Source organism: Microcoleus sp. FACHB-831, from assembly GCF_014695585.1.
Taxonomy (GTDB): domain Bacteria; phylum Cyanobacteriota; class Cyanobacteriia; order Cyanobacteriales; family FACHB-T130; genus FACHB-831.
In genome coordinates this window covers 95,691-118,359 of sequence record NZ_JACJON010000075.1, presented here as the reverse complement: position 1 = coordinate 118,359, position 22,669 = coordinate 95,691, and the positions used below count along the sequence as shown (strand labels likewise).

Sequence of the window (22,669 nt, the reverse complement as noted above, 5' to 3'; positions counted from 1 at the left end):
CTAACTTACAGCCGACCTGTAAAAACTAACTCGGCTGGCCCAGTCATAAAAAGCCGTTGGTCTAATTGCGACCATTCAATTTGCAGACAGCCACCAGGGAGTTCCACTGTGGCTACGCGATCGCTCCTTCCGGTTAAAACAGCAGCAACTAGAGACGCACAAGCCCCCGTACCGCAGGCTAAGGTGACACCAGCCCCCCGTTCCCAAACGCGCATTTTTAGATAGTCGCGTCGTATCATTTGAATAAATTCTGTATTGGTGCGCTGGGGGAAAACGGGGTGATGCTCAAACAGAGGGCCAATACTTTCTAGGGGAACAGCCGCCACATCTTCGACAAAAGTAATGCAGTGGGGATTACCCATGCTGACGCAGGTGACAGACCATGTAGTACCAGCAACTTCGAGCGATCGCTGGATAACTTTCTCGTCAGGCGAGCAAAGCGTTGTCGGAATTTCACCTGCTAGCAATCGCGGCAAACCCATATCGACAGTGACTTGACCGTCAGGCCGCACTTGGGGTGCCATAACACCAGCAAGGGTATGAATGCGATATTCATTTCTACTCTGGTTTGAGCCAGCCTCTAAGTCAGATAGAAACTTAGCTAAACAGCGGATGCCATTGCCGCACATTTCTGGCTCAGAGCCATCAGAGTTGAAAATCCGCATCGTGTAGTCAGTGCCCGATTGTCCGGGTAGAGCAAAGATGACGCCATCAGCGCCAATCCCAAAATGGCGATCGCACACCTTAACAGCCTGTTCCTGAGTCAGAAACGGTTCTTCAGACGAGCGGTTATCAATCAAAATAAAATCATTTCCCAGTCCGTGATACTTTGTAAATTCGATGGCCATTCACTTCTCCGCAAAGCGCTATCAAATACAAGCTATCAGATTTGTGCCCCTGGCATTGTTAACGGGTTATTAGCCCCCGTCAACTATCAGCGGTGACACCTCTCGGTAGTAAGGACAAGGGACATATGTGCTGGGAAATATAACCCCCGCACCTCCAACAGACAACAGATTAAAAACATTTGATTAAGGACTGATATGGCTGAATTAGAAACAGGATTGCCTAGCTTTCGCCAAATTCAAAGTTTGATAAGAGACAAAAAGCAAGTCGAGCTGAAACTCATTACCCAGGAATCGCTGGTTGGTAATATCCACTGGCAGGATACACAATGCGTGTGTCTCATGGACGAGAACGAGCAGCAGACAATAGTTTGGCGTGGGGCGATCGCCTATCTCAAGGCCAAAGGCTGAGTTGGTTAATGGGGAATTGGGAAGAGCAATTACCGATTTCCAATACCCCATGCCCAATTTAAACTTCTCGCTGAGTATCTAGTGGCAGGTACTCTTGCATAGCTTCGCTTACGGGAGCCTTAATTACAGGAACAGAAACACTCGGCGTCGCTGATGAGGGCGCAATCCATTGTCGCAACTGATTTAGGGGATAACTGCCGCCGCACAAGAGCAAGCGATCGCCTGAGCGCACATGCTCGCGTCCATCTGGGAAGCGGATAAATTTTCCTTCTCGGCGAATTGATTGCACCTGGATGCCGTACTGACGCCGGAAATGTAGCTCTGACAATGTTTTGCCTATAGCTGGGCTATCATCTGACACCACCAACCACTGACAAGGGGTACTTGCTCCCGGAATCGTTAGCTCTCCCTTAGCCAGTTCGTTAAAGGCGGCAAGTTCTTCCCGGTCTCCCACCAGCAGCAGGCGATCGCCCACTTCCATAATTGTGCGCTCCGAGGGATAGTCTATCTCGCCTCCCGACGCTCTGCGAATCGCCACCACGCTGGCGCCAGTCAACCAGCGCAAGTTAGTTTCTTCTAGCGTCATGCCAACTAGAGGCGAATTATCTGGTAGGGGATACCACTTGCTATTCATCCCCGTTCCGTTGAGCGCCGCCTGCATATCTCTCGAAATTTCAGCAGGCGTTTGCGGTCGCAAATCTAGATAGTGAGAGTTGCGAATTTGCTGCATTTCCCGTTGAACGCCCCACAGAGGCATTCCCCGCCGCGTGAGTACGTGGGTAGTTATTTCCAAACTTGCCTCAAATTCTGGCTGCACAACCTCACGCGCTCCCAACTGGTACAGCAGTTCGATATCGCGATCGTGGTTAGCGCGAACTACAATATCCAAGCTTGGGTCTATTTCTAGGGCGCGTTTGATAGCGAGTCGGGTACTCATAGAGTCTGGGAGAGCGATCGCCATCGACTGCGCCTTCCCCACTCCCGCTTTTTCCAATACGTGCAAGCTAGCAGCATTCCCATAAACATACGGTATGCCCTGATCTCGCAATTTTTGAATAGTTCTTTCCGACTGGTCGATCGCCAACACGGGGCAGTTATGCTCCTGTAAGAGTCGTACTAAATTGCGCCCCACTCCTCCATAGCCGCACACCACGACATGGTTTTGCATGGGCAAATCGCATGAAACTTCCAGAGGAGCGTCGATCGGATCGAAATACTGCTGTATCCCTGGCATCTCGAATAATTGCGACACTAGGCGCAGTACAAACGGCGTTAACACCAGCGTGACTGCTGTTGTCCCCAAAATTAATAAATAAATCTGGCGAGAAACCAATCCCAGCGCTTGTCCGGAACTTGCCAGCACAAAGGAGAATTCCCCAATCTGAGATAAACCCAACCCTGCAATTAATGCGGTTTTCCAGGGATACCGAAACGCCCTGACTATTGGCGTCACAATCAAAAACTTGCCGACAAATACCAGAAGTACCAATCCCAGAATTAATTCCAGATTGTTCCACAGGAAAACTGGGTCTATTAGCATCCCTATTGCAGCAAAAAATAGCGCCGCAAACACATCTCGCAACGGCTCTACATAGGTTAGGGTTTGGTCGGCGTACTCGACTTCTGAGATTGTTAAACCAGCGACAAAAGCTCCCATTTCGATGGAAAGCCCTAGTTGTTCTGTAAGCAGGGCAATGCCTAAGCACAGCGTAACTACGCCAAGTAAAAATAGTTCTTTGCTTTCTGTTTTAGCTAGCAGTTGCAGCAAGGGTGGAATTAGCCAGATGCCTGCCGCCACAGCACCACCAGCAAATAACGCTATTCTTAATACTGCTAAAGCGACAGCTTGGCCGATGGCTTCTGGTGGTTGATCGAGGGCTGGTAACACTGCTAGCATCAAGCCCAGCGCCAGGTCTTGTACTACTAAAATGCCGAGCATTACCTGTCCGTGAGGGGTTGCCATTTCGTTCCGTTCCATCAGGCACTTGAGAACGACGGCGGTTGAAGAGAGGGAGAGTATCGCCCCCAGAAATATTCCTTTGGCTGGTAAGGTGGCCCAGGCTCCAGTTGCCCAACATACAAAAACGGTGAACGCAATGGTTAGGGTAATTTGCAGTGCGCCTCCTCCCAGAGCGATCGCCTTGACTTTCTTAAGTTCCGTAAACGAGAACTCAACCCCTAAAGCGAACAACAAAAAGGCTACGCCAAACTGAGCCAGGGTTTCTATCTGAACCAATTCTTTTATTAGCCCTAACCCTGCTGGCCCAACAATCATTCCTCCCACAATATAGCCAAGTAAGGCTGGTTGACGGCATAGCGCTGCCAATACTCCACCTGTGGCAGCAGCAGCTAGAACGGTTACTAAATCTACGATTAGTCTGAAGTCTTCTTGCACAAGTTTCTTTTATGAGCAAAGTATTAAGCTGTATTAACTTTAGGATACGAGTTTTCGATAAATGGGGATAGTGCGAATTAAAGAACTTAAAATTATAAGCGCAAATATAAAATTTGCACTCGCTTGGAAACAGCAGCGGCAGAATGATAGTCTATCCCTACGCCGTTGTTAAAACCCCGATCGGGGCAGTACTATCTGTGTCTTCGCTTTTCTCTCTGGTAAAATTTAAACTTAATCTGCCACAATCTGACTCGACCAAGCCTAATACCTTGTTGGGATGGGTAAGACGTAAGGTAAAAAGCCAAAGCAAATTTTTGTTGTCCCTGTTGGCTGTTGTCTCTTGCTTGTTACCGCTTGCTTTTTCTTTACCCCTCTCTGCCGTTCAGGTGCAAGTGACTCCTAGCAATCCTCAGCTAGGGGATACGCTATCAGTTATCTTTCAGGTGGATTCACAAAGCTCGGAGAATCCAAGGGTTTCAATGAAAGGTGAGACTTACCCAGCGTTTCCTATGGGAGGAAATCGTTATCGGGCTTTTGTACCAACAACACCTTTAGATAAGCCTGGAAAATTGGCTATTCAGGTGGCTGGTGATGGTGAGGTGAAGACATTGGCTGTGTCACTGCGCGATCGCAAATTTCCCGTACAGCGCATTACTCTACCCCCCGGAAAAGCCGGACAAAGTGCGACAGAGTTTGAACTCAACCGCGTAGCAGCTTTGAAAAGGCTAGCGACACCAGAAAAATTCTGGAATGGTGCTTTCCGCCAGCCCAACAAAGGACGAATTTCATCTGTGTATGGAGTTCGCCGCTACTACAATGGTAAATTTGCTAACGACTATTACCATCGGGGGGTAGACTATGCTGGTGGGTATGGTTCAGCAGTTACAGCACCAGCCGCAGGCCGGGTTGCTATGGTGGGTCGGGTGTCTCAGGGTTTCCGAGTTCACGGCAACGCCGTTGGAATCGATCACGGTCAAGGCGTCACCAGTATATTTATGCACCTGAGCCGCATTGACGTGCAGGAAGGAGATATCGTGCAACCAGGGCAAAGGATTGGTGCCATTGGCTCAACAGGTGCTTCAACGGGGCCACATCTACACTGGGGATTGTATGTTAATGGAAAGTCTATCGATCCAGCACCTTGGCGCGGATCGGGAGTTGAATAAAGCTGACTCTGGACAGCTTATCTTAGTCATTCATACTTTGTCCTACGTGCAAAGTTCCCCGAATGACTAAGGGCTAAGGAATAATAATAATGACCTCTTTTTAAAGTTTTAATGAAATTTTAGGAGAGGTTGATAAATTTTGTGTTCACTTGAAGAAAGATTGTAGCAGGGTGGCTGGATTGGAGATGGTACCGCGAACTACAGCAGAAGTCATGAGTATTGAAAAGATTGTTGAACAAGCCCTGCAAGATGGTTATCTGACACCAGCAATGGAAGCAGAGGTGGGACGGATCTGTGACACGGCATCGGAGCTGTCCATTGAAGAATACATGGCTCTGGATCGGCTGATGGGAGCGCTGCTGACCGGGGAAGTTGTTGCGGTGCCCAGGAAACAGTTCATCAATGTCATGGAAGAGTTGGTGCTGACGGAAGCGATCGCGCGATCGGCAGAAATTGAAGCCACCAGCGATCAAGTCCTTGATGTAGGAGATATTGCCGCCTACGCCCTAAATCGACTGCCCCCACTCTATGCCACGACCGAAGAAGGCGCACGCTACCAACGGCAACGGGCAAAGGAGGAACTACAGGAGTTGATTACTCAGCAAGTGAGCGAAGCGATCGCCCGCAACCTGGATCGACCTGAATTCTTCCCCGAACGGGAACCCATTGGCAAAAGTTCCGGTAACGAAGTCCTCAATCAGATCAATAACTGGCTGCAAATCTACGCTCCCGACTACGAACCAAAACCGAGTCACAATATTAGCGAGTAGTTAGCTACGGGAGCTATGTAGCCATAGTGCATCGCTCCCGTAACGCCTAGTTGCGGACAACAACTGGCGTCCCTTTGCCCACTTGCTCGTATAGCGCCCGAATATCCTGATTTCGCATTCGCAAGCAGCCGTGAGAAACGGCTTGTCCCACCATCTTCTCTTGATTAGTGCCGTGAAAGCCGATTTGATGGCGTCCGTCAGACCAAAAGCCAATCCATCTATCTCCTAAAGGATTTTTAGGGCCAGTTTTCACCACCTCCCCGGTGATTGGGTGAAGCCATGATGGGTTGCGGTACTTTGCTAGAACTGGGAACGTGCCCGTTGGAGTTTGCCAACCTTTCTGCCCAACAGCTATGGGGTATTTGGCTTTTAGCTTGCCAGTGCGGTAAACGTATACGCGGCGATCGCTTAAATCCACCACTAACTCAGCGTTATCAATATTTGCCGCAGTCGGTTTCGCGAGGCGCGATCGCGAAACCGACTGCGGCACAGGTTTATTGTTTGGTTCGCGGGGCGCAAAACGAGCGCTGCTAACACCATCTTGACTGTCGCGATTGCCTGCTTGCTTTATTGTCGAATTTGTCTGCGGTAAAGCAAAGAACAAGGCGATCGCTGTCCCAAAACAGAGGAGCATTAAGCTGCGAGAAAGGGTTTCATCTCTTCTCATAAAGTTAGTCTATTTATAATTTGAGATTTTAGCGCTCGTCTTAACTTCAAAATCCCAAATCATTTTCCCCCAAACGCTATCCGGAAGAAGGATGGATTTGCTGCGTATTAGTGGGTGTAGTTATGCAGCCTCAACAGTGGCTATCCACAAGCTTTGATTTCTCACAATACTACAGCCAGTTGCGGCAAACAAACCGCTAGAGGCTTAAATTATCCTTGTGTTTGATTTCTCACAATACTATAGACAGTTGCGGTAACCAAACGGCCAGAGTCTTAAATTATCCTTGTGGGGGATGACCTTAAACTTTAAAAATGAGACACTTACAGTTAATGAATTGGATCTAATTAGCTGGGATGAGTAAACAACTTGTCCAACCCCCAAATAAAGGCGGGAACCTTAATTAAAGTACCGCGTCATTGAGGGAAGGATGTTGTAGTATCCCATTCCATCCATGAGCCAATCGACTGTATCCTGGTCAACGGTTGACGCAACGGTTCCTCCAACGCCGGTGCAACAAGTAGAAAAACTTCCGAACTATGACTTGATTTTACGGTGTCAGGCCGATGCGCGCCCGGAACGTTCCGCCTTTGCGGAACTTATGCGTCGCTATCAGTCTCACGTCGATAAAATTTTGTACCACCTAGCTCCTGACTGGCAGGATCGGGCAGACCTAGCTCAAGAAGTCTGGATTCGGGTTTACCGCAATATCAAACGCCTGCAAGAACCAGAAAAGTTCCGGGGGTGGTTGAGCCGTATTGCCACAAACCTGTTTTACGACGAACTGAGAAAACGCAAGCGGGTATCTAATCCGCTCTCTCTTGATGCTCCCCGCATGATGGACGACGGGGAGATGGATTGGGAAATTGCATCAGATAATCCCAGTCCAGACGAAGATATGACAACGCGGGAGTTCTACGAACAACTGCGCGAAGCGATCGCCGATCTGCCAGAGGTATTTCGTACAACCATTGTCCTTAGAGAAATCGAAGGCATGGCTTATGAGGAAATTGCCGAAATCACAGGCGTATCGCTAGGAACCGTAAAATCTAGAATTGCTAGAGCGCGTCAACGTCTGCAATCTCAACTGCAAAACTATTTGAACGGTGGCTAGTCTAGCAGTCATGGTTGTGCATCGCTTGCGATGGCTGCTAAATCTGCATTTTAGATATTGCGATCCTAACCAGCAGCCTAGTAGACTAGCCTTTAGCGTTACCTAGTATTATGACCCCCTTCTTTGACGTGGTGGTGACGTGAAAATGAACCCTGAATTTGAAGAGCGCAAGTATTCTGGGCAACGGATACCTGCCGAAACCCAAACCTCCAAAAAAATGGATATTTTACAACGCGATCGCTTTGAATTGGTAAGTGCCTATCTCGATGGTGAGGTGACAGCCTCGGAACGCCAGCAAGTGCAGGAATGGCTGGCAAACGATCCAGAGGTGAAAGGTATGTATAGCCGTCTGGTAATGATACGCGGAGGTATGCAGACGCTGACAGTACCTCAATCGCAGCGATCGGTACAACAGACGACACAGAGAGTATTTGCAGAAATCGACCGTCGTCAGAACAAGCGACGTGTTGTGTGGGGAGGAGCAGCGATCGCCGCCCTCTTTGTTGGCGCTATCTCAAGCATTGCCCCTGGAAGTCGCCAGCCACTGCTGGTGGTAGAAGCTCCAGCACCAGCTCCCGCACCTTTAATGGTTGCCTTGAATCGCCCAGTTATCGAGATTCCCAAAGCCGCAATAGCAGCTCCACCAGAAGCTGTCAATAGCACGCTAGAAAAGCAGTAGGTTGGGCGTAATACCATTTTGGAGTTGGGATTTGGCGAGCCTCCCCAGTAGGTAGTTTGGGGAGTTTAACGCCACAATCTTAAACAGAACTGGTATAACCCAGGAAACACCTTAATGGTAGGCTGGCAAGTAGCTTTAGTTATGCGCTTGGCGATCGCCCGCTACTGCTCCACCAACCCAAGGGCAGCAGCACCCCTCTATGAAGGCTAACCCGCTCCGGCGTCATCAAATATACCCATGCTGTTGCTAGAGGTTCGCCGCCTGGTTTATAAGTGTCGATTTGCACGCGGTTGTAACCATTTTGTGCCTGCGCTCTATTAGGGTCATAATCTTCTAGTTCATCCAGGATGTGTAAAATATCTGGATTGGCAAACGAAAGCAAAAAGCCGCTAACTGGGGTATCGCCGGGGGTCATGGCTGGATATCCCATAGGCAAGGCAAAAAGTTGACCGAATGCGATCGCTCTTTTCGCCTCGACTACTTTACCCGCACAGTATTTTTGATAATTGCGCTCTCCTGGTTTGAGAGTACCGTAGACAAAAACTTTTAGTTTATTCAAAATATCTTCGCTAACCGCTGTGTATTACAATTGTAATACACAGCGGTTTTGCCGATTATGGATAATTGGATGTGTCAAAATATGGGGACAGACGCGATCGCCAAGTCCAGTAGGAGCATTAGTGTGGAGTCCCGTTACAACCCAGCATCAATCGAGGAAAAGTGGCAAAAAAATTGGGCAGAACTTGGCTTAGACCAGACCCCTACAGATAGTAATAAGCCGAAATTTTACGCCCTGTCCATGTTCCCCTATCCATCGGGTAGTTTGCACATGGGGCACGTCCGCAACTACACCATTACGGATGTAATTGCCCGACTCAAGCGGATGCAAGGGTATCGCGTACTTCACCCCATGGGTTGGGATGCCTTTGGTTTGCCAGCAGAAAACGCCGCCATCGATAGAGGCGTTCCCCCAGGAAAATGGACAGAGCAAAATATTGCCCAAATGCGGCAACAATTGCAGCAACTGGGTCTTTCCATCGATTGGAACCGAGAAGTCACCACCTGTTCGCCAGATTATTACAAGTGGACTCAGTGGATATTCTTGCAGTTCTTTAAAGCAGGACTAGCTTATCAGAAAGAATCTGCCGTAAACTGGGACCCCATCGACCAAACCGTTCTAGCTAACGAACAAGTCGATAACGAGGGTAAATCCTGGCGTTCCGGTGCAAAAGTCGAGCGCAAAATGTTGCGCCAGTGGTTCCTCAAGATTACCGACTACGCCGAGCAATTGCTCAACGACTTAGACAAATTGACGGGATGGCCAGAACGGGTTAAGTTGATGCAGGCCAACTGGATTGGTAAATCTGTTGGCGCTTACTTAGAATTTCCCATCGTCGGGATGGATGAAAAGATTGGTGTTTATACCACTCGTCCCGATACGGTTTATGGCGTCACCTACGTTGTATTAGCGCCAGAACATCCTTTGACCAAGCGCGTTACTACGCCAGAAAGACAAGCTGAGGTAGAAGCATTTGTCAAAGAAGTTTCTAGCCAAAGCGAGTTGGAACGCACCGCTGAAGATAAGCCCAAGCGGGGGATTCCCACTGGCGGGAAGGCAGTTAACCCGTTCACTGGGGAAGAAATTCCTATCTGGATTGCCGATTACGTGCTTTACGAGTATGGCACGGGTGCGGTAATGGGCGTACCTGCTCACGATACGCGGGATTTCCAATTTGCTAAGGGAAATCAACTCCCTATTAAGGTTGTAATTGTCCCCGCAGGAGATAATGCAGGCGAGACACCTGTACTGCAAGCAGCTTATACAGAACCGGGAGTTATGATTAATTCCGGTTCCTTCGATGGGGTGGATTCGGTTAAAGGGAAACAGGCAATTATCGAATATGCCGAGAAAGAAGGTATCGGTAAGGCACGGGTACAATATCGCTTGAGAGATTGGTTAATATCTCGGCAACGCTATTGGGGTGCGCCGATTCCTGTAGTTCACTGTCCTAGTTGTGGGATGGTTCCGGTTCCTGACGACCAGTTGCCCGTTAAGTTGCCAGAAGATGTAGAATTCACTGGTCGCGGTGCTTCTCCCTTAGCTCAGATATCGAATTGGGTGAATGTTTCTTGTCCGACTTGCGGTTCGTCGGCGAAGCGCGAAACTGACACGATGGATACTTTTATTGATTCGTCGTGGTATTTCTTGCGCTATCCAGATGCTAGGAACGAAGAGCAAGTTTTCGACCCCGCGAAAACTAATGACTGGATGCCTGTAGATCAGTATGTGGGTGGAATTGAACACGCGATTTTACACTTATTGTATTCGCGGTTTTTTACTAAAGTTTTGCGCGATCGCTCCCTGTTAAATTTCGACGAACCTTTCCAACGCCTGCTAACTCAAGGTATGGTTCAGGGGGTAACTTACAAAAACCCTGACACGGGAAAATACATCCCAGCAGCACAAGTAAATCCAGAAGATCCAAAAGATCCAGAGACGGGTAAACCGTTGAAAGTCTTTTATGAAAAAATGTCTAAGTCTAAGTACAACGGCATCGATCCGCTGGAAGTTTTAGGTAAGTATGGCGCTGATACGGCGCGGATGTTTGTGCTTTTTAAAGCACCGCCAGAGAAAGATTTGGAATGGGATGATGCGGATGTTGAGGGACAATTCCGCTTTTTAAATCGTGTCTGGCGTTTGGTTGCAGATTTTAACACTCAGCAACTAACACAGGGAACAGAAAAAGCAAAAACTCAAAATCCCAAATCTAAAATTGACAAGGATTTGCGAAGAGCAATTCACTTGGCGATTAAGTCAGTTACTGAGGATTTGGAAGGGGAATATCAATTTAATACGGCTGTGTCGGAGTTGATGAAGTTGAGTAATGCGATCGCTGACTCTACTAGCAAAAACTCCCCAGTTTATACGGAAGCAATTGAAACCCTAATTCTATTGATGGCACCCTTTGCGCCTCACGTCGCGGATGAACTTTGGTACGCTATCGGTCACAAGGAGTCGGTACACACCCAAAGTTGGCCTAAAGCCGATCCAACTGCCCTAGTTGTCGATGAAATTACCTTAGTGATTCAAGTCATGGGCAAAGTAAGGGGGACTATTCAGGTTCCGTCGCAAGCTGACAAGGAAGCGTTGGAAAAATACGCCCGCGAATCAGAAGTTGTGCAGCGGTTTATTGAGGGTAAGGAGATAAAGAAGGTTATTGTCGTGCCTGGGAAGTTGGTGAATTTTGTAGTGGGTTAAAAAAAAGGAGTGCGATCGCACTCCTTTCAAACACTCAGTTTAGAGAAAAAGAGCGATCTTTCTTACCATTTAATTAACGTGAGTTGGAGACAAAAAAGCCCCAACTCGCTCGCTTATCGCGCACTACAAGACTTGCGATCGCGGTCATATTCTGGTTCTTGCCAAGAATATGCAAAATGGCTCACCCCATTGAGTTGTGGTGCTATTTCGCGCACGGCTTGCATCTGCGCTTCCAGAGGCGGGCGCTCTTTATAGGACTTGCCCCAAACCCCCGCAAGTGCCGGAATTACTAGAGTTCCAGGTTGTGCGTCAGTCAGCACCCTTTTAACTTGCGCCGCAATACAGCTGCTAGAATTTCCACAAAGAGCATAAGACATCGGATGCCACTCAGGGGTACTGCTAAACCTGTTCCAAGGTTGCACTCGCGAATCATATCCTTGACCGATGGCTTGGTTCCCCTCGGGGAAAAATACTGACCCGGTTGGGATGCCGACCTGACGCGCTGGCGTGCTGGCTAATGCCAGAAAATCAACGACGCCTTGCGCGGCGTGAGCAACAGTCAACTGCCAGAGTTCCCACTGCAAGGTTGGGCGACGCTTTGCAGCGCTTATTTTTACTTCGTCCGTAGGGGGATTGCGTCCCTGCCAAAGGGGCGAACCCTCTTGAGGATATAACTTATCTACCGCTTGAATATCGCCGGTATTAATGTATCCCTGACTCACGAATCGCCGGATCAGCTCTAGCCCTTTACTGTTCTGGGCGCGTTCAAACAAAGCTTGCTGGGCACCCTCACCGTAAATCCATAAATCTTTGACATCGTTGGCTATCGAATCTGCTCCCCCCTGCCTCGGATACCGAATATAGTCAAACAGCACACCATCAGGGCGGCGTCTAACGAGCGCCTGAACCATCTGGTAGTAATCTGCTTTGGCTTGCCGATTATAGGGATCGATGAAGACTTGAGAGCCATCATCAACAACATCCAAACTGATATTTCCCTTACCGTCGCGGGCTAGGGCGCTTTGTCTGTCAGAACGCTGGGCGTAGGAGTAGCCAAAATTCATGGCAAACATCCAAGCATAAACGCGCATACCGCGATCGCGTCCTTTTTGCAGGGCTTGCGCGAACAAGTCTACTTTCTCACTTCCAGGCGTCCTCAGCACTGACGGCCAAGGTGTCGAGTTCTCAGAAGCAGGTAGCAGCACCTGGCCATCATAAAAGACTTCCAAGTAAACCTGGTTGTAACCCAGGTTTACGAGGCGATCGAAAATTTCATCCAGCGCTCCCGGACGTGCATCGCAGGGGTGCAGGCGCAGCCATATTGCCTGAATGCGGGGCCAAGTCTGGCTGCGGCACTGCCGCAAGCGTTCTGAGTGTTGTTTTATAACGGCTCTGTAGTTATTCTGGGCATCTGAATTTCCTTTCAATGCCGTCAGGCGAAGGCTATCTTTTTGAGCGATCGCGTCTTGTGGAAACTGGCAATATGCCTTCGTCTGTGCAGTCGCGGGTTGGCTAAACCAGCACTGACCAAGCGAACTACCAGTGGTCACTAGCGCTGCAACTATGCCGCGATATATACTACGCCTGTATTGCGTCCTTTTCATCGAACCGTTGGACATTCCTGCAACCACCACAAATAAACCAAAACCAGGCATTATCAATCTCATTAGACTGATGGAAGCAACTACCGTTCCTTTGAACTTAATGTTGACTTAATTACGCTCATGAACAGCGTTTCCGGTCAATTATAAGCTCAAGTATCTGCAACTATGCACCCTGGTTCTGGTATTAAGCCTACGCCCCTAACGGGGCTATTTGGCAATTTCTCACTTCCGTGCCTTACCCTTGGCGAAGGCTAGCACCATTTTTATGCCTTACGCTCAAGGGTAAAAACTGAACAATTAGCTGGGTAGAAGTTCTCACTTTTCAGGCATGAAATATGAATTAATTCATATTTCATATTCTTCTAATACCCTCTATTCAAAGCAGTCTCGACTTGCTTGAACTCCTGCTCTAGACGATCCTTCAGCTTTTGTGGCACGGGACGATTGGGATAAGAGCTGTAATGACCAGCTAGAGAGTTCAAAGCTGTTCTCATTGTAGTGAAGGAATTAAGCTTGGCTACTGAAGTATCTCGCTGGTAGCGAGATGCAAAATCATTAATTTTCTGCTTCGCGTCTGCTTGGGCAGGTGCTTTTTCCGGTGCATCTTCTGGTAATTGGATGGCCGTTCTCAAGCTATTCACTACGCTCAGCGTATCCTGGCGATAATCACCTGTTAGACCGCTGGCGCTGGTTGAAGAACAGCCCATCAACCCAATGGTCACAACCATAGCCAAGGCAAGCAGACGTGACAAGTAGCGCTTCATAAGCATTATTCCCAATTCCGACACTATACAAAACTTTGCAAATTATATTTAATCCTATCCTGGATTGGAGCAGCCGAGCGCAAGACTTCCATAGCATACATGGCTTTACGCCTTTACTCGCAACATAAGTTGTAACAAATAAGACAATTTTAGCCCCACCTTAAGGAGCCGCATACTTAGGCTGTGAATCTGTGCCACTAATATTTTTTACTTTTATCTGACGTTTTAGGGTTAACTCATTGTTGATCTTTCCTGTTTTATCTTTGAGATTTAATTGGTTTATGGTTTTCTTTAAAAGTGGGTTAGAAAGAATAACTTCTGTCTCTGTCTTGAGGGGATTACCCTGCATAGTCAGAGGAGTAAACTCTTTGGTCTCAGAACCCACTCCTGTTAATGAAGCGGTTTCATCTGCTTTAATTGCGTCTGTGGGTGCCGCTAGCTTATGGTAACTTTACTAATTTGATGCTCATGCGTTCCCCAATACCAGGTTTGGATGGGCAAACTGATTTTATTGGGGAACGCTTAATTTGTGACTGAGCGATTGGAATAGTTTAGCCGAAGCGACCGCTAACGTATTCCTGCGTAGCTTTCTGTTTGGGACTTTGAAAAATGACCTCGGTGCGATCGCACTCTACCAAATAACCCATTCTTCCGCCTTTTTCAGTCGGCTCAACATTAAAAAATGCCGTCAAATCCGCCAGCCGGGAGGCTTGCTGCATATTGTGGGTGACAATAACAATAGTGTACTGCTCCTTGAGTTCGTGGATCAGTTCTTCCACTCGCAGCGTCGAAATGGGGTCAAGCGCAGAACATGGTTCATCCATCAAGACAACATCTGGCTGAACCGCGATCGCTCTAGCAATACACAAACGTTGTTGTTGACCACCCGATAGCGCCAGTCCGCTGGTCTTAAGTTTATCTTTCACTTCATCCCACAAAGCAGCTTGACGAAGCGATCGCTCCACAAGCTCATCCATATCGCCGCGATAACCATTAATCCGCGCACCAAAAGCAATATTCTCATAAATAGACTTCGGAAAAGGGTTCGGTCTTTGAAACACCATCCCAATCCGACGCCGTACCTCTACTGGGTCAATCTCAGGCGCATAGAGGTTTTGACCGTGATAAGTTATGCTGCCCTCTGCACGAAAACTCTTAATTAAGTCATTGAGGCGGTTATAGCATCGCAGCAACGTACTTTTGCCACACCCTGAAGGGCCAATAAAGGCCGTCACGCTGTTCTTTGGAATATCTAAATTAATATCCCGAAGCGCTAGAAAATTCCCGTAGTAGACATTAACATTCTGTGCCCTTAAAACGGTTTCCGTGCGATTAACTGTCTGATTATTAGAAGACATAAAGAGTCCAAGTATCTCTTTTAAGTTGACATTTCCGCTAAGACTGCAAAGGTGAAACTTACAGGGTTCTGTAAAACTCAACCCACTATTTGCTCCACCAAGAGCGAGAAAGCGATCGCCCTAGTAACTCACCCACTGATGCATATTTAACATTCACTTCAACAGCCAATTTTTAGATTAGGCTTTCTCTTTACCACACATTTACTAGGTTTTAACCCTAATTTTTAATATTGCCTCCAATTATCATACTGTTGAAAGTTGAAATGTATCCAATTTTGCAGTAAATTATTTTCCCCGCTTATCGCCGCCCTACCCCTACAATATTTGCTTGAAGTTTGCTTAATAAACTCTCCGCGCCGTTGCCAGACGCGAAACAATACTGGTAAAGAGAACCAGTAAAACCAAGATAAAAGAAGCTGCCCAAGCGAGTTCCTGCTGATTTTGAAACGATCCCGTAGCGAAGTTGTAAACCAAAACCGCTAAAGAAGCAGTTGGCTCCAGCATGCCATTATTCCAGTTAGGCCAAAACTGGGTAAATGATGCGGTAAATAGCAGGGGTGCGGTTTCACCAGCCGCCCTTGCAACTGCTAGAGTTGTGCCAGTTACAATTGCCGGGAGCGCAGCAGGTAACACCACCCGCGACACAGTTTGAAAGTTACTAGCTCCCAACCCTACCGCTGCTTGTCTTACTTCTTGGGGGACTAACCTCAACGCTTCCTCAGTGGCGCGAACCACAATCGGCAACATCAATATCGATAAAGCAAACCCTCCAGCCCATGCAGTGAAAGGAACAGAAAGGTTTAGAAATTTTTGCATTCCAAGAACTGCAACTCCATAGGCGAAAACGCCAACAATGATCGAAGGAACGCCAGCCAGGACATTGGTGGCAAAGCGAATCCAGTAGGCCAGCTTACTATTAGCACTAAACTCAGACAAATAAACTGCTGCCAAGACACCAAAGGGAATGCTAATGAGAGCGCCAATGCCCACCATAGCTAAGGTGCCCATAATGGCATTGCCAAAACCGCCTTGGGGAAGGCCGACGCAGCCAGTACCCGAACATGGAGGCGGTGGCAAACTGGTTAGTACGGTCAAATTGAGGCGGCTGGCACCTTGGACGACAACGTAGAAAAGCACTGCTAGTAGAGGCAAGATAGCAAGGGCAGCGCACAGAAAAGTCAATCCCGTCATCACCAGCCCAAATAGCGTTCGGGGAGAAGAGGGCGATCGCCTCAGAGTACCGCTAGGAAATCCCGAAGGACTACGATCCTGAATTTCAGACATTGTAGATGTTGTTTGTTGTTTGTTTATTAGGTCTTAAGCATTTCGCGATCGCCAAAGTATTTAAATTCGCTGTACTCGCCGAACCAGTAACTGAGCGAGCATATTGACGACCAATGTCAGGCCAAATAAAATTAACGCCGCATATAGCAGTGAAGAGCGTTGCAGAGCGCTAGCTTCGGCAAATTGACTGGCAAGCAGAGAAGCGATCGTGTTTGAGGGAGCCAAAATCGACGGGTTGATATTATTTGAATTCCCAATCAACATCGTTACAGCCATCGTTTCCCCCAAGGCTCTACCCAGTGCCAGCATGACAGCACCAACAATTCCGGAGAAAGCCGCTGGTAGCATCACATTGATAATTGCCTCCCAGCGCGTTGCTCCCAGTCCCACCGCTGCCTGTCGCAAGTCTGGTGGTAGAGATATAAGAGCATCGCGAGAAAGAGCAGCGATAGTTGGTAAAACCATAATTCCCAGGACAACGGCTGCTGGGAACATTCCTGGCCCCCTCAGTGGAGTGCTAAAAATTGGTACCCAACCTAAATAAGCGTTAAGTAACGCTGCTGGCCCCTTTAAGAAAGGAATCAGCACAAAAATTCCCCAAAGGCCATATACCACGCTGGGGATAGCTGCCAGAAGTTCTACTAGAAAAACTAATACTAGCTGGATTTTTGGCGGCAAATAATCTTCGCTCAGGAACAGAGCCACACCAAGGCCAATGGGAATAGCGATTACTAGAGCGATGATTGAGCTGACTACAGTTCCGTAAATTTGGGGAAGCGCTCCGTACAGATTGCGGTTAGGGTCCCATGTGCTGGAAATGATGAACCCCAGACCAAATTGTTGAATTGCAGGGAGAGCTATATTTGCCACCAAAATGGTTATCCAGATCAATATGCCAGCAACCGCTAGGGCAAATAGCATTGTGAGCAAAATAAACCCTCGATCCAGGTTTCGATCTAACTCCGAGCGAGGCTTAATTATTGTCTGGGTATTGCTGGTTAGCGAACTCACGATATTTTTTCCTCTAGCACTGGTGGGGTAAAAAACTATATAACGCCTTTATCATAAAGTGGGCATAGCTGCCTGATAGAGCAGTCTCAACCTGAGAAGTGAGTTTGTCAATTAGGGAAATTACTTAAGTGTTTACCGCTGCATTTTTCTTAAAGTTTAACGCTCAAATGTAAAGATAAGGTTAAGCAAAAGACAGCACTACCTTATACTGCTGTCGCGGAGTTTGATACAATGCCTACGGTTCAAGATGTAATTAAAGGGCCGAACGTGGTTCAAGCACCGCTGTCAACATCTATCGAGCAGCCAGACGTCGCAGACATTTGCGAGTCGCCATCTTCATTGCGCGAGTGGCTAAATAACCTTACAAACCGAATAATTGGTGGCGATCGCATTGGAAGAGAGGAAGCGATCGCGATCGCCCAGATAGAAGGTGAAGAAAATATTTTGCTGCTATGCGAAGCGGCGGACAAAGTACGTGAAGCTTGCTGCGGCAACACTGTAGACTTGTGCAGCATTGTCAACGTCAAATCTGGCAACTGTTCTGAAAACTGCGGTTTTTGCTCTCAATCTGCCCACCATCCTGGGGAAGATTCGCCGATATACGGGCTAAAATCTAGTGCGGAAATTCTCTCTCAAGCCGCTTCAGCCGAAGCCGCAGGCGCAAAACGGTTTTGCTTAGTTTCTCAAGGACGCGGGCCAAAGTACAGCAGCCCCAAATCTACAGAATTTGAACAAGTTCTGGAAACAGTACGTCAAATTGTTGGTGAAACTGGCATTAAGCCTTGTTGTGCATTGGGAGAAGTTACCCTAGAACAAGCCCAGGCACTTAAAGAAGCTGGAGTAACGCGCTACAACCATAATTTGGAAGCGTCGGAGAATTTTTTCCCGCAGATAGTAACAAGTCATAAATGGCGCGATCGCGTCGAGACTATCAAAAATCTCAAAGCTGCGGGGATTCAAGCCTGCACCGGGGGAATACTTGGACTGGGGGAAAGCTGGGAAGATCGCGTAGACTTAGCCCTAGCATTGCGAGAGTTGGAAGTAGAATCCGTGCCGTTGAATTTATTAAATCCAAGGGCAGGCACACCACTAGGCGATCGCCCCAAACTAGATCCGTATGAAGCACTAAAAGCGATCGCTATTTTTCGACTCATCCTCCCCTCCCAAATCCTGCGCTATGCTGGAGGGCGAGAAGCCGTAATGGGCGAACTGCAAAGCTTGGGTCTAAAAGCCGGGATTAACGCCATGCTAATTGGACACTACCTAACTACCCTCGGACAAGCCCCAGATCAAGACCAATCCATGCTCGAATCCCTTGGACTCATTGGCGGTGAAGCACCGATCCCTGGTGAATATCACCCCGGTTAGGAGTGTTACTTTTAGGTGTTAGGTAGGACTGTTGACCCAATCCCCAAGATATAAGACCCGAAACCAAAGATCCAAGACGCGAAAACCAAAACACCGCATAGTGTCTGCTCCCCATGAACTACTGTGGGCTTTGATTGGCTTGCTGCTCACCATTGGTGGCACGTTTCTAGAAGCGCACGTCACCAACCTTCCCTGGAATTGGAGTCAGCAAGGCATTCAGACTCAATCGCTTGGCGTCAGTTATCAGATTGGTGCCGTCCTCCTAGTCGGCTGTATGGGAGGAAAGAATGCGGGGGCACTATCGCAAATAGCTTACTTAGTGTTGGGCTTAACTCCTTGGTTTCCAGTTTTTTACCAAGGAGGAGGGCTGGCTTATCTCAAAGAACCCAGCTTTGGCTACTTGCTGGGCTTTGTTCCCGGTGCTTGGTTGTGCGGTTTTCTGGCTTTTAAAGTACCTCCCCGCTTGGAGTCTTTGGCTGTCAGCTGTATCTCTGGCTTGTTGATCGTCCATATGTGCGGACTAACGTATTTGATTGCCACTCAGTTTTTTACTCCGTCCGCTACCAAGTCGCTGTCACTTTTGCAGGCGGTTGAGACGTACTCCTTCTATCCATTGCCCGGACAATTGGTGGTTGTTTGTGCGGTTACGGTATTGGCATTGGCTCTGCGGCAGCTAATGTTTTATTAAAGAAGCTAGTGGAGATGCTATTAATGGCATCTATAGAGTATTAGCTATTAGCTTTAAGCGATCGCAATGAATTTCAAAAATCACCTTTTTTGGATTGCCGCTTTGGTCAGTCTGCTTATAGACCGACTGACCAAATATTGGCTAGTGCAAAATTTTGTCCTGGGCCAAACTTTGCCTCTATTGCCCGGTGTATTCCACTTCACGTATGTTACGAATACAGGCGCAGCGTTTAGTTTTTTTAAAGATGGGGTTGGCTGGTTGCGCTGGCTGTCTTTGTTGGTGAGTCTTGCTTTGATAGCATTTGCTTTATTTGGCCCCGCTTTTAACCGCTGGGAACAACTGGGCTATGGCTTCATTTTAGGAGGAGCGCTGGGCAATGGGATCGATCGGTTTATAGACGGTCGAGTTGTCGATTTTTTGGACTTTCGCTTGATTCAATTTCCCGTGTTTAATTTCGCAGATGTGTTTATTAATGTGGGAATTGCCTGCTGGCTGATTGCCCACTTCGGCAACGAAAAAAAGGATGGCGATCGCATCGACTAAGGCGAGCGCTTAAGCGCAATTTGAGTTGATTTTAAATTGCTTAAGCACGCAGACGCTTCACTAGCCTGTATTTTCCTGCTTGGTTTGTCCTCACACATATTTCTCCGAGCAGGCAGCTTGGGCGCTGATATTTTCGATATTAATTATAAATTGCAAATAGAAACCAAAATTCTGTATGCGTGGCCATATTTAATTTAAGTTGCCTTAACTTGGTAAAAAGCTGGTTTTAGCTGGGTGATGCGGTTGAAATAAGGATGCGATCGCCCATCAAAGATCGCAGATAGGCAAAGGGAGAGACAACGCCTTCCTAACCTTGCGAGTAGAATAGTCAATATCCAGCAAGCAAAGCAAGTCAGAGTAATTGAATCTTTGCTGACTGCTGACGAAGCCAATCGCGGAATTGTCGCAAGAATGACTCCTCCCCAGCCCCCTCGCCAGCCTCAAACCATTCTGGGTCAAGTAACCCAGGCCATACAGACAATTCAAGCCAAGGTTAATTTTTCTCAGGTATCCTTGAAACCCAATGCCAGAGTGCCTCAACTCTGGGTGCAGCAAGCAGGTGCCCCCAAAGCAGATGTCTATCCGCTATTGGGAGAAAGATACGTCTTGGGACGCAGTTCTAAATCCTGCGACATTGTGGTAAAAAACCCAGTTGTCAGCCAGGTTCATCTCTCCCTATCGCGGGCTGGGCGACGGCAGAACCACTTTGTCCTCAAAGATGAAAACTCCACCAATGGAGTTTACCGAGGCAGAAAACGCTTAAACAGCATCCCCCTGCGACACGGCGATGTGCTAACCCTTGGCCCACCGGAACTGGCAGATGCTGTCCGCGTACAATTTTACGATCCGCCGCCCTGGTACGTGCTGGCAATTCGTTACAGCCTTTACGGTGCGGGCGGACTGGTCGGCTTGGCAGCGTTATGGCTGGGCGGGGCGTTGCTAAACTCGCCATCAGTTACAAGATTGCCCGTCAATCTTCAGCAGCCAGTGCTAGTCTATGCAGGTGACAAAAAAACCACCTTGCAGCGTCGCCGGATAGAGGCTCATAGAGAATTTCGCAGGCTTAAAGATTTTTCCCCTTACCTGCCCAAGGCTGTTATTGCTTCGGAAGACAGCCGTTTTTATTGGCATCCGGGCGTAGATCCTTATGGCACTTTGCGAGCCGTAGTGACTAATGTGCGGGCGGGTGGAACTAAGCAAGGAGGTAGTACGGTCACGCAGCAGCTAGCTCGTACTATGTTTAGCGCATATGTGGGAAGGGAAGATAATGCTGGTCGGAAAATCCGCGAGGCGGTAATTGCCCTGAAGTTGGAGACGTTTTACAGTAAGGACGAGTTATTGCGGAATTATCTAAACCGCATCTATTTAGGGCAAGGTACGACGGGGTTTGAAGATGCGGCGCGGTTTTACTTTGACAAGTCGGCTGCAAATTTGGATCTTTCAGAGGCGGCGACTTTGGTGGCAATTTTGCCTGCGCCTAATGCTTTTAATCCAATCAAAGATTATAAAACTTCATTCGGGCTGCGAAATCGGGTGATAGATCGTATGGCGTCGCTGCGGTTTATTACGCAAGAAGAAGCAGATAGAGCAAGGCGATCGCGCATAGATGTCAGCCCTAAAGCCAGAGAAGCATTCACCCTCAGCGGCACTACTGCCCCATACTTTTACAGCTACGTGTTCAACGAACTGCCAAACGTAGTAGGCGCAGATCTAGCCAAAGAGGGCAACTTTATTATTGAAACTGGCCTGGATCTCTCAGCACAAGAGAAGGCAGAAACCGCTGTACGGAACGCCATAACCACCAATGGAGCAAGCGCGAGATTTTCTCAAGCTGCTCTTGTAACTCTCGACTCCAGCACTGGGGAAATCAAAGCATTAGTTGGCGGTCGAGACTACCAACAAAGCCAATTTAATCGCGCCTTTCAAGCCAAGCGACAGCCGGGATCGACGTTCAAGCTGTTTGCATACACTAGCGCCATCGAACAAGGTATCTCGCCAGGAAAGTTTTATTCTTGCGCTCCAGTATTCTGGCAGGGCCAGCGTTATAAAGGCTGCGAAAGGGTTGGCGGCGCAGGTACAGATATTACCACTGGGCTTGCTCAGTCGGAGAATGCGATCGCTCTGCGCGTTGCCCAGGATGTCGGTCTAGATAGAGTAATCGAAATGGCTAAACGGCTGGGTGTCAACTCTGAACTTAGATCTACCCCCGGCTTAGTACTCGGTGAAAGCGAAACCACAGTCTTGGAAATGACAGGTGCTTTCGGTACTGTAGCCAATCACGGCGTCTGGAACCGCCCGCACGCCATCAAACAAGTACGCGACAGCTCGGATTGTAAGGATTACAAAGACTGGCAAACCTGCCGGGTAATTTACAAGTTCAACCAAGATGAATCTGAGTCTAAGAAAGTGCTAGAACGTGGCGTTGCAGACACCATGACCAACTTATTTCAAGGTGTCGTTCAACGCGGTACGGGTAAAGCCGCAAATATTGGACTGGGAGAAGAAGCAGGTAAAACTGGCACCACCAACAGCGGCGTTGACCTCTGGTTTGTTGGCTATATTCCCAGTCGCGACTTAGTAACAGGTATCTGGTTGGGAAACGACAACAACAACCCGACCAATGGTAGCAGTGCCCAAGCCGCCCAACTTTGGGGAAACTATATGCGTCGGGTTGTCCGATAAGTAAACTGCCGAACTCAATTTTTAATTCCATCTGCACCAAATATTTCGGATTTCAGAAATATTT

The 22,669-nt window shown here is 48.1% G+C and carries 20 protein-coding genes; 10 read left to right on the top strand and 10 right to left on the bottom strand.

Going from position 1 to position 22,669, the window contains the following annotated elements; genetic code table 11:
* Positions 1 to 5: 5 nt before the first annotated feature.
* On the bottom strand, positions 6 to 848 hold the full coding sequence (gene dapF / locus H6F77_RS23985; protein WP_190491423.1) for a diaminopimelate epimerase: 843 nt from the start codon (positions 846 to 848) through the stop codon (positions 6 to 8).
* 195 nt (positions 849 to 1,043) lie between these two features.
* Between dapF and H6F77_RS23980 the strand changes: the two genes are divergently transcribed.
* Positions 1,044 to 1,256 (top strand): Hfq-related RNA-binding protein, encoded by a 213-nt coding sequence (locus tag H6F77_RS23980; protein WP_190491422.1) that lies wholly within the window; start codon positions 1,044 to 1,046, stop codon positions 1,254 to 1,256.
* 58 nt (positions 1,257 to 1,314) lie between these two features.
* Here H6F77_RS23980 and H6F77_RS23975 read toward each other — a convergent pair whose 3' ends face one another.
* Positions 1,315 to 3,651, bottom strand: coding sequence for a monovalent cation:proton antiporter family protein (locus H6F77_RS23975; protein WP_190491421.1), 2,337 nt, complete (start codon positions 3,649 to 3,651; stop codon positions 1,315 to 1,317).
* Between the two features lie 269 nt (positions 3,652 to 3,920).
* Here H6F77_RS23975 and H6F77_RS23970 point away from each other — a divergent pair, with 269 nt between their 5' ends.
* The gene (locus H6F77_RS23970; protein WP_242022566.1) at positions 3,921 to 4,817 is read left to right on the top strand and encodes a M23 family metallopeptidase; all 897 of its coding nucleotides are present in this window, start codon (positions 3,921 to 3,923) and stop codon (positions 4,815 to 4,817) included.
* A 212-nt stretch (positions 4,818 to 5,029) separates the two neighbouring features.
* Positions 5,030 to 5,587, top strand: coding sequence for a late competence development ComFB family protein (locus H6F77_RS23965; RefSeq protein WP_190491419.1), 558 nt, complete (start codon positions 5,030 to 5,032; stop codon positions 5,585 to 5,587).
* Positions 5,588 to 5,633: 46 nt separating this feature from the next.
* Here H6F77_RS23965 and H6F77_RS23960 read toward each other — a convergent pair whose 3' ends face one another.
* On the bottom strand, positions 5,634 to 6,254 hold the full coding sequence (locus H6F77_RS23960; RefSeq protein WP_190491418.1) for a L,D-transpeptidase: 621 nt from the start codon (positions 6,252 to 6,254) through the stop codon (positions 5,634 to 5,636).
* 451 nt (positions 6,255 to 6,705) lie between these two features.
* Here H6F77_RS23960 and sigG point away from each other — a divergent pair, with 451 nt between their 5' ends.
* Both sigG and H6F77_RS23950 read left to right on the top strand, forming a co-directional pair.
* On the top strand, positions 6,706 to 7,365 hold the full coding sequence (sigG, locus tag H6F77_RS23955) for an RNA polymerase sigma factor SigG (RefSeq protein ID WP_190491417.1): 660 nt from the start codon (positions 6,706 to 6,708) through the stop codon (positions 7,363 to 7,365).
* Between the two features lie 145 nt (positions 7,366 to 7,510).
* Positions 7,511 to 8,044, top strand: coding sequence for an anti-sigma factor family protein (locus H6F77_RS23950; protein ID WP_242022551.1), 534 nt, complete (start codon positions 7,511 to 7,513; stop codon positions 8,042 to 8,044).
* Between the two features lie 139 nt (positions 8,045 to 8,183).
* Here H6F77_RS23950 and H6F77_RS23945 read toward each other — a convergent pair whose 3' ends face one another.
* The gene (locus H6F77_RS23945) at positions 8,184 to 8,603 is read right to left on the bottom strand and encodes a gamma-glutamylcyclotransferase family protein (protein ID WP_199321519.1); all 420 of its coding nucleotides are present in this window, start codon (positions 8,601 to 8,603) and stop codon (positions 8,184 to 8,186) included.
* A 123-nt stretch (positions 8,604 to 8,726) separates the two neighbouring features.
* Here H6F77_RS23945 and leuS point away from each other — a divergent pair, with 123 nt between their 5' ends.
* Positions 8,727 to 11,303 carry a leucine--tRNA ligase gene (gene leuS / locus H6F77_RS23940; protein ID WP_309228916.1) on the top strand — a complete coding sequence of 859 codons (2,577 nt, stop codon included), beginning with the start codon at positions 8,727 to 8,729 and terminating at the stop codon, positions 11,301 to 11,303.
* A 113-nt stretch (positions 11,304 to 11,416) separates the two neighbouring features.
* Here the strand turns inward: leuS and H6F77_RS23935 are convergent, their stop codons facing one another.
* The 6 genes from H6F77_RS23935 to pstC all read right to left on the bottom strand — a co-directional run bounded on the left by H6F77_RS23935 (position 11,417) and on the right by pstC (position 17,324).
* Positions 11,417 to 12,970, bottom strand: coding sequence for a family 10 glycosylhydrolase (locus H6F77_RS23935; RefSeq protein ID WP_242022548.1), 1,554 nt, complete (start codon positions 12,968 to 12,970; stop codon positions 11,417 to 11,419).
* A gap of 299 nt (positions 12,971 to 13,269) precedes the next feature.
* Entirely contained in the window at positions 13,270 to 13,671 is a 402-nt protein-coding gene (psb27, locus tag H6F77_RS23930) for a photosystem II protein Psb27 (protein WP_190491416.1), read from the bottom strand.
* A 160-nt stretch (positions 13,672 to 13,831) separates the two neighbouring features.
* Positions 13,832 to 14,056: a hypothetical protein gene (locus H6F77_RS23925; protein ID WP_190491415.1), complete on the bottom strand. Its 225-nt coding sequence runs from the start codon at positions 14,054 to 14,056 to the stop codon at positions 13,832 to 13,834.
* Between the two features lie 166 nt (positions 14,057 to 14,222).
* Positions 14,223 to 15,029 (bottom strand): phosphate ABC transporter ATP-binding protein PstB, encoded by an 807-nt coding sequence (gene pstB / locus H6F77_RS23920; protein WP_190491414.1) that lies wholly within the window; start codon positions 15,027 to 15,029, stop codon positions 14,223 to 14,225.
* 339 nt (positions 15,030 to 15,368) lie between these two features.
* Positions 15,369 to 16,313, bottom strand: coding sequence for a phosphate ABC transporter permease PstA (pstA, locus tag H6F77_RS23915; protein ID WP_190491413.1), 945 nt, complete (start codon positions 16,311 to 16,313; stop codon positions 15,369 to 15,371).
* Between the two features lie 60 nt (positions 16,314 to 16,373).
* A complete protein-coding gene (gene pstC / locus H6F77_RS23910; protein WP_309228911.1) occupies positions 16,374 to 17,324 on the bottom strand; it encodes a phosphate ABC transporter permease subunit PstC in 951 nt (316 codons plus the stop codon).
* Positions 17,325 to 17,555: 231 nt separating this feature from the next.
* On the opposite strand from pstC, the gene bioB reads away from it, so the two are divergent.
* The 4 genes from bioB (at position 17,556) to H6F77_RS23890 (ending at position 22,605) form a co-directional block, all read left to right on the top strand.
* Positions 17,556 to 18,692: a biotin synthase BioB gene (bioB, locus tag H6F77_RS23905; protein WP_199321518.1), complete on the top strand. Its 1,137-nt coding sequence runs from the start codon at positions 17,556 to 17,558 to the stop codon at positions 18,690 to 18,692.
* A 100-nt stretch (positions 18,693 to 18,792) separates the two neighbouring features.
* On the top strand, positions 18,793 to 19,380 hold the full coding sequence (locus H6F77_RS23900; protein WP_309228910.1) for a biotin transporter BioY: 588 nt from the start codon (positions 18,793 to 18,795) through the stop codon (positions 19,378 to 19,380).
* 66 nt (positions 19,381 to 19,446) lie between these two features.
* A complete protein-coding gene (lspA, locus tag H6F77_RS23895; RefSeq protein WP_190491412.1) occupies positions 19,447 to 19,923 on the top strand; it encodes a signal peptidase II in 477 nt (158 codons plus the stop codon).
* Positions 19,924 to 20,334: 411 nt separating this feature from the next.
* Positions 20,335 to 22,605 carry a transglycosylase domain-containing protein gene (locus H6F77_RS23890; protein ID WP_190491509.1) on the top strand — a complete coding sequence of 757 codons (2,271 nt, stop codon included), beginning with the start codon at positions 20,335 to 20,337 and terminating at the stop codon, positions 22,603 to 22,605.
* Positions 22,606 to 22,669 lie beyond the last annotated feature (64 nt).